This is a genomic window from Planomonospora algeriensis (genome assembly GCF_977012225.1).
This window is the reverse complement of the sequence record NZ_CDRNDK010000395.1, coordinates 1-5,975: the sequence shown is the minus strand read 5'-3', so window position 1 is coordinate 5,975 and position 5,975 is coordinate 1. Positions and strand designations below refer to the sequence as shown.

The window sequence follows — 5,975 nt, the reverse complement described above, 5'->3', positions numbered from 1 at the left end:
GCCGGTGACTGTCGGCGACGGTCACGTTGACCGCGTCGCGGCGCACGTCCACGCCGGCCACGTGGGCGCGGTCGGCGACGAGGCCGTAGAGGCGCGCGTTCGGCCCCCGGCGGTCCTCCCCGGCCTCCCCGGTGACCGCGATCAGCCCGTTCGCCTGCAACCGCTCGATCAGGTCGGACACGGTCGGGCGGGACAGACCGGTGAGCTCCCGGAGCTGGGGGGCGGTCAGCGGCCCGCGCTCGAGCAGGAGGTCGAGCGCGAGGCGGTCGTTGATCACCCGGGCCAGCTTCGGGGTGGCGGTCCTCATGCCGCCCATTGTCCACGGCCGGAAAAAGATGTTTTCTATCAGGGAACCTGCCTGTTAATTTTGAACCCATGCATACCGACACGAAACGTGCCCGGATCGCCGTCGCCGCGGTGTTCGCCGTGCACGGCGCGGTCGCCGGAAGCTGGGCGACCCGCATCCCGTGGCTGCAGGACCACCTCGCACTGGACTCCGCCGCGCTGGGGCTCGCCCTGTTCTTCCCGGCCCTGGGCGCCTTCGTGGCCATGCCGATGTCCGGCCGCCTGGTCCACCGGTACGGCGGGCGGGCGGCGACGCGGGTCCTGCTCGCCCTGTGGTGCGCCGCGCTGGCGCTCCCCTCCCTGGCCCCCGGCCTCCCCTGGCTCTGCGCGGCGCTCTTCCTGTACGGCGCCGCGGCCGGAACGTGCGACGTCGCGATGAACGCCCAGGGGGTGGTCGTCGAGCAGCGGATGGGACGCTCCGTCATGTCGGGACTGCACGGCATGTGGAGCGTCGGCGGCCTGGCCGGTGCGGGCGTGGGCGCGCTCGCCGCCGAGTTCGCCGTGGACGCGCGCCTGCACCACGCGGCGACGGCGCTGGTGCTGCTGGCCGTCGGCGTCGTGGTGAGCCGCGCGCTGCTCGACACCCGGCCCGAGCCCGGGGAGCGGCCCCCGCCCCGGTTCGCCGTGCCGTCGCGGGCGATCCTCGCGATCGGCGTCGTCGGGTTCTGCGCCACCTTCGCCGAGGGCGCCGGCCGGAACTGGGCCGCCGTCTACATCGAGGACGTCACCGGCGCGGGAGCCGGGGTCGCGGCGGCCTGCTTCGCCGTCTTCTCCCTGGCCATGTCGGTCACCCGGCTGGCGGGGGACCTGGTCGTCGACCGGCTCGGGCCGGTCCTGACCGTCCGCGCGGGAGGCCTGCTCGCCGCCGCCGGCTGCGTCCTGGTCGCCGCCGCCCGGACCCCGTGGCCGGGTGTCGCCGGATTCGTCCTGCTGGGCCTGGGCGTCGCCGTGACCGTGCCGCTGGTCTTCACCGCCGGGGGCAACGCCACCGCGACGCCCGGCCAGGGAGTGGCGGGGATCGCGACGATCACCTACCTGTCCGGCCTGGTGGCCCCGGCGGTGATCGGCTGGGTGGCCGACGCGACCTCGCTGCCCGCCGCGTTCGGCCTGATCGCGGCCGTCTCCCTGGCGGGTGCCGGGCTGGCCGGCTCCCTGCGGCCCCGCTCCGCCGTACGCGAGGCGCCGGTGGGGGAGCCCGTGGGCCGCTGACGGCGCGGACGGTGACTGAGGGTTAACCGGCAGGGGTAGGAGAAGGGTCCGGGGCCGTTCCGGCTCCGCGTTCCCGCCTGCCGCGCGCGGGGGGCCGCGGAGCGCTCCAGGGGGACCGCGGGCGGGTCCGGGACGTCGCGTGCGGGGAGGAGACGGCGCCATGGATGTCTCCGCGGGCCGGGTGCGGATGCTGGAAGGGCTGGTCGAGGGCAGCCACCTGTCGGGGATGGAGCAGCTGCCGTCCCTGGTGGAGGAGTGCGCCGCCCACGCCGGGCTGCACGAGGTGCTGATCTACGTGGCCGACCTGCGCCAGGAGGTGCTCCGGCTGCTGACCGGGCACGGGGTGCACTCCTACGAGGAGCCCGAGCTGGAGAGGGACGAGCTGCGGATCGAGGGGACCCTCGCCGGCCGGGCCTTCCAGGAGATGCGGATCATCGCCAGGCCGGGCGGGGAGGGCGGCGCGGGCTGGTGGGTGCCGCTGCTGGACGGGACCGAGCGCCTGGGGGTGCTGCGGGTCGGCGCCGACGGCGCCGACGAGCGGGTCCAGGAGGACATGCGGGCCCTGGCGTCGCTGGTGGCGCTGCTGATGGTGAGCAAGCGCTCGCAGAGCGACTCCTACGCCCGGCTGGTGCGGACCCGCTCGATGAGCGTCGCCGCGGAGATGCAGTGGAACCTCATGCCGCCGCTGACCTTCGCCAACGAGGAGGTGGTGGTCGGCGCGGCACTGGAGCCCGCCTACGAGATCGGCGGTGACGCCTTCGACTACGCCCTCGCCGGGGACCTGGTGAACCTGGCGGTCTTCGACGCGATGGGCCACGACGCCTCCGCCGGCCTGACCGCGAGCCTCGCCGTCGCCGCCTGCCGGAACAGCCGCCGCCAGGGAGCGGACCTGATCGCCACGAGCGTGGCGATCGAGCGCGCCCTGATCGAGGAGTTCGGCCGCAGCCGCTTCGCCACCGCGATCCTGGCCCAGCTGGACCTGCGCAGCGGGGTCTTCTCCTGGGTCAACCGCGGGCACCACCCGCCGATCGTGATCCGGGGCGGGCGCTGGGTCGCCACCCTCGAATGCGATCCCGCTCACCCCGTCGGTCTCGACCTGGGCCTTCCCGTCTCACTCTGCCAGGAGCAGCTCGAACCCGGCGACCGCGTCCTGCTCTACACCGACGGCATCACCGAGGCGCGCAACCGCGACGGAGAGGAGTTCGGCCTCAGCCGCTTCGCCGACTTCATCATCCGCCGCAACGCCGACGGGCTGCCGGTGCCGGAGACCCTGCGCCGCCTCGTCCGCAGCGTCATGGACTACCACCACGAGCAGCTCCAGGACGACGCCACCGTGCTGCTGCTGGAGTGGCACGGGGCGGGCCAGCGCAAGCTGCAGCTGTGACCGGGCGAACCGCACCTGGGACCGGGCGGGGCGGCCGCGCGGTCCCGGCCACCCGGCGGACTACACCCGTACCTGCTCGGCCAGCCGCTCCAGGCTCTTCTCCAGGGCGTGGTCGACCTCGTCGCCCGAGGGGGCGTGCTCCTCGTCGAAGAACGAAAGGTGCACGGTCACCTCGCTGGCCTGGTCGCTGATGCTCGCCACCTGCAGCCAGCCCGCGTAGCGGTTGTCGTCGCGCGTCCCCCACTCGAGCCGGAGCTGGTCGCGCTGCGCCCGGAAGAGCGCGCGCTCGTCCCTGCCGCTGCCGTCCTCGTGCACGGTCACCGCCGGCGGTCCTCGCCCCGCACGTGCAGCTCCCGGGGGAGCCAGGAGTCCAGCCGGTCCAGGTCGCTGGCCTTGTCGAACACCGCCTCCGGCGGCGCGGTCATCGTGCGGGAACGCTGGTATTCGCTCATCGGACGATCACTCCTCGGTTCGGGAACATCGAACGGTGACGTACCCGGGCCGGGGCGGTCCATCCATCCCCGCCCGGTGCTCCGCGCCTCCGGCACGGCTCCGACCTGCGGTTCCTCCCGGCCTCCGCGGGTTCCCGCCGCCCTCGCGGGCCGCCCGGGCGGCCGTACGGCCGAGGCCCGCGGAGCAGGGGCGCGGAGCGCCTACCGTAAGGCCATGCGTCTGACCGCTTTCACCGACATCTCGCTGCGCATCGTGATGCGGCTGGCCGTGGCGGGGGAGGGCGAGCTGCTGACCACCCGGGCGGTCGCGGACATGCTCGCCGTGCCGTACACCCACGCGGCCAAGGCGGTGGCGCGCCTGAGCGAGCTGGGGCTGGTGGAGGCCCGGCGCGGGCGGGGCGGCGGGATGCGGCTGTCGGAGGCCGGTCGCCGGGCGTCGGTCGGCGGCGTCGTCCGCGCGCTGGAGGGCGCGGACGACGTGGTGGGGTGCGAGGACGATCCGCCGTGCCCGCTCCGGGCGGCCTGCCGCCTGCGGACGGCGCTCCGCCAGGCGCAGGAGGCCTTCTACGCCTCCCTTGACGCGGTCACGGTCGAATCCCTGGTGGCGGCGCCCACGGGGCCGGTCCTGCTCTCCCTGACCTCCGTGCCGGAGGCGCCGCTCCGGCGCCCGGACGACCCTCGGTGAGGGAGCGGCGGACCCGCCTCTTAATATGTATTTCAGATTCCAATTTCAGGGGGATCTCCGTTCAGCCGTCCCTGGAGGTCGACATGTTGTCCGCCGAGTCCGCCGCGACCGTCCGCGCCACGCTCCCCGTGGTGGGCGCGTCCCTCGACGCGATCACCGCGCGGTTCTACGACACGATGTTCGCCGAGCACCCGGAGCTGCTCGACGGCATGTTCAACCGGGGCAACCAGCGCAACGGCGAGCAGCGCAAGGCGCTGGCGGGCTCCATCGCGGGGTTCGCGGCCGCGCTGCTGGACAACCCCGACGAGCGTCCCGACCGGCTGCTCGCGCGCATCGCGCACAAGCACGCCGCGGTCGGCGTCACCGACGACCAGTACGTGATCGTCCAGAAGTACCTGTTCGCCGCGATCGCCGAGGTGCTCGGCGACGCCGTCACCCCGCAGGTCGCCGCGGCCTGGGACGAGGTCTACTGGCTGATGGCGGGCGGGCTGATCGCCATGGAGGCCAGGATCTACGCCGAGGCCGGGGCGCGCGCCGGGCGCACCTGGCGGCGGTGGCGGGTCGTCGAGCGGCGGGAGGAGACGGCGGACACGGTCTCCTTCGTGCTGGCCCCGATCGGCGACGAGCCCGTCCCGCCCGCCGGCCCCGGCCAGTACGTCAGCGTCCGGGTGCAGCTGCCCGACGGCGTGCACCAGCTCCGGCAGTACACGCTCTCCGGACACGGCGAGGACGGCCTGCGCCGCATCACCGTCAAGCGGGCGCGGGCGGAGGGCTCCCCGGACGGAGAGGTGTCCGCCCTGCTGCACGACACCGTCTCCGAGGGGGACGAGCTGACCCTGTCGGCCCCGTTCGGCGACGTGGTGCTGGAGGACGGGGACGCGCCGCTCGTCCTGGTCTCGGCGGGCATCGGCTGCACGCCCGTCACCGCCATGCTGCAGCACCTGGCCCTGACCGGCTCCGCCCGCCGCGTCCTGGTCCTGCACGCCGACCGCTCCAAGGCCGAGCACGCCCTGCGCGAGGACATGAAGCGGCTCGCCGAGGCGCTGCCCGGCGGCGAGCGGGTCTTCTGGTACGAGGAGGGGCCCTGCGGCTGCGCCCGCCCCGGCCGGATGGACCTGTCCGACGTGGAGATCCCCGAGGGCACGGTCGTCTACATGTGCGGCCCGCTGCCGTTCATGCGGGACGTGCGCGCCCAGCTCCTCCGGGCCGGGGTCGCGGCGCGCGACGTCCACTACGAGGTCTTCGGCCCCGACCTGTGGCTGGGCGCCGCCTGACCGTGCCCCGATCTGTGGCTGGGCGCCGCCTGACCGTGCCCCGATCTGTGGCTGGGCGCCGCCTGACCGTGCCCCGAGCCGGGCCCGGGAACGCCTCTGCGGCGTCTCGTGCCGGGCCCGGGAACGCCTCCGCGGCGTCTCGTGCCGGGTGCGGGACGCCCTGAGCCGGACGGCGCCCGTGCGAAGCACCCGAGCCGGGCCGACGGCCCTCCCCCGCGGGCACGGGGGAGGGCCGAAGGTCCTTCCCCGTGGGGACTTCGGGTCGGTCAGGGCGAGCCGTACGGCTCTGCGGGGAAGGGGGTGCGAGCCGATGTACTGGGTGACGTAACCGAGAGACGAAAACCCCCCAAGGAGCCCATCATGGCGATCATTGAAGGCCGCGCCCAGCTCAACGGCCGGCACACCGCCACCCTCGCCCCGGCCGCCCCGGTCGCCGCCGCCCGCACCCTGACCCCGGCCGCCGCCTACGGCCTGGCCGCCGCCCGCATCGCACTGGGCTGGGTCTTCCTGTGGGCCTTCGTCGACAAGATGTTCGGCCTGGGCTTCGCCACCCCCGCCGCCAAGGCCTGGATCAACGGCGGCAGCCCCACCACCGGCTTCCTCAAGGGCACCGGCGAGAACGCCCT

The 5,975-nt window shown here is 74.5% G+C and carries 7 protein-coding genes and 1 pseudogene; 5 read left to right on the top strand and 3 right to left on the bottom strand.

All coding sequences use genetic code 11. The features are described from left to right. Window positions 1–307, bottom strand: a 307-nt coding sequence (locus ACWJ6R_RS28470) for a MarR family transcriptional regulator (RefSeq protein WP_449065178.1), incomplete at its 3' end; no start/stop codon positions are given. A gap of 68 nt (window positions 308–375) precedes the next feature. Between ACWJ6R_RS28470 and ACWJ6R_RS28465 the strand changes: the two genes are divergently transcribed. Further along, complete coding sequence (locus ACWJ6R_RS28465) at window positions 376–1,554, top strand: MFS transporter (RefSeq protein WP_449065177.1); 1,179 nt, start codon at window positions 376–378, stop codon at window positions 1,552–1,554. A 160-nt stretch (window positions 1,555–1,714) separates the two neighbouring features. Continuing rightward, window positions 1,715–2,938, top strand: coding sequence for a PP2C family protein-serine/threonine phosphatase (locus tag ACWJ6R_RS28460; protein WP_449065176.1), 1,224 nt, complete (start codon window positions 1,715–1,717; stop codon window positions 2,936–2,938). 60 nt (window positions 2,939–2,998) lie between these two features. Here the strand turns inward: ACWJ6R_RS28460 and ACWJ6R_RS28455 are convergent, their stop codons facing one another. Then, window positions 2,999–3,259, bottom strand: a complete 261-nt coding sequence (locus tag ACWJ6R_RS28455) for a hypothetical protein (protein ID WP_449065175.1) — start codon at window positions 3,257–3,259, stop codon at window positions 2,999–3,001. After that, window positions 3,256–3,390, bottom strand: coding sequence for a hypothetical protein (locus ACWJ6R_RS28450; protein WP_449065174.1), 135 nt, complete (start codon window positions 3,388–3,390; stop codon window positions 3,256–3,258). Before ACWJ6R_RS28450 ends, ACWJ6R_RS28455 begins: the two co-directional genes overlap by 4 nt. A gap of 214 nt (window positions 3,391–3,604) precedes the next feature. Between ACWJ6R_RS28450 and ACWJ6R_RS28445 the strand changes: the two genes are divergently transcribed. From ACWJ6R_RS28445 to ACWJ6R_RS28435, 3 genes and pseudogenes are all read left to right on the top strand, one after another. Continuing rightward, complete coding sequence (locus ACWJ6R_RS28445) at window positions 3,605–4,075, top strand: RrF2 family transcriptional regulator (RefSeq protein ID WP_449065173.1); 471 nt, start codon at window positions 3,605–3,607, stop codon at window positions 4,073–4,075. A gap of 83 nt (window positions 4,076–4,158) precedes the next feature. Then, window positions 4,159–5,349 carry a globin domain-containing protein gene (locus tag ACWJ6R_RS28440; RefSeq protein ID WP_449065172.1) on the top strand — a complete coding sequence of 397 codons (1,191 nt, stop codon included), beginning with the start codon at window positions 4,159–4,161 and terminating at the stop codon, window positions 5,347–5,349. Window positions 5,350–5,709: 360 nt separating this feature from the next. Then, window positions 5,710–5,975: pseudogene (locus ACWJ6R_RS28435) on the top strand (hypothetical protein); the annotation flags it as partial.

What these genes read in the sequence shown, in the direction of transcription:
- ACWJ6R_RS28465 (WP_449065177.1), top strand. Translation starts at nt 376, where the DNA reads ATGCATACCGACACGAAACGTGCCCGGATCGCCGTCGCCGCGGTGTTC.
- ACWJ6R_RS28460 (WP_449065176.1), top strand. Translation starts at nt 1,715, where the DNA reads ATGGATGTCTCCGCGGGCCGGGTGCGGATGCTGGAAGGGCTGGTCGAG.
- ACWJ6R_RS28450 (WP_449065174.1), bottom strand. Translation starts at nt 3,390, where the DNA reads ATGAGCGAATACCAGCGTTCCCGCACGATGACCGCGCCGCCGGAGGCG.
- ACWJ6R_RS28445 (WP_449065173.1), top strand. Translation starts at nt 3,605, where the DNA reads ATGCGTCTGACCGCTTTCACCGACATCTCGCTGCGCATCGTGATGCGG.
- ACWJ6R_RS28440 (WP_449065172.1), top strand. Translation starts at nt 4,159, where the DNA reads ATGTTGTCCGCCGAGTCCGCCGCGACCGTCCGCGCCACGCTCCCCGTG.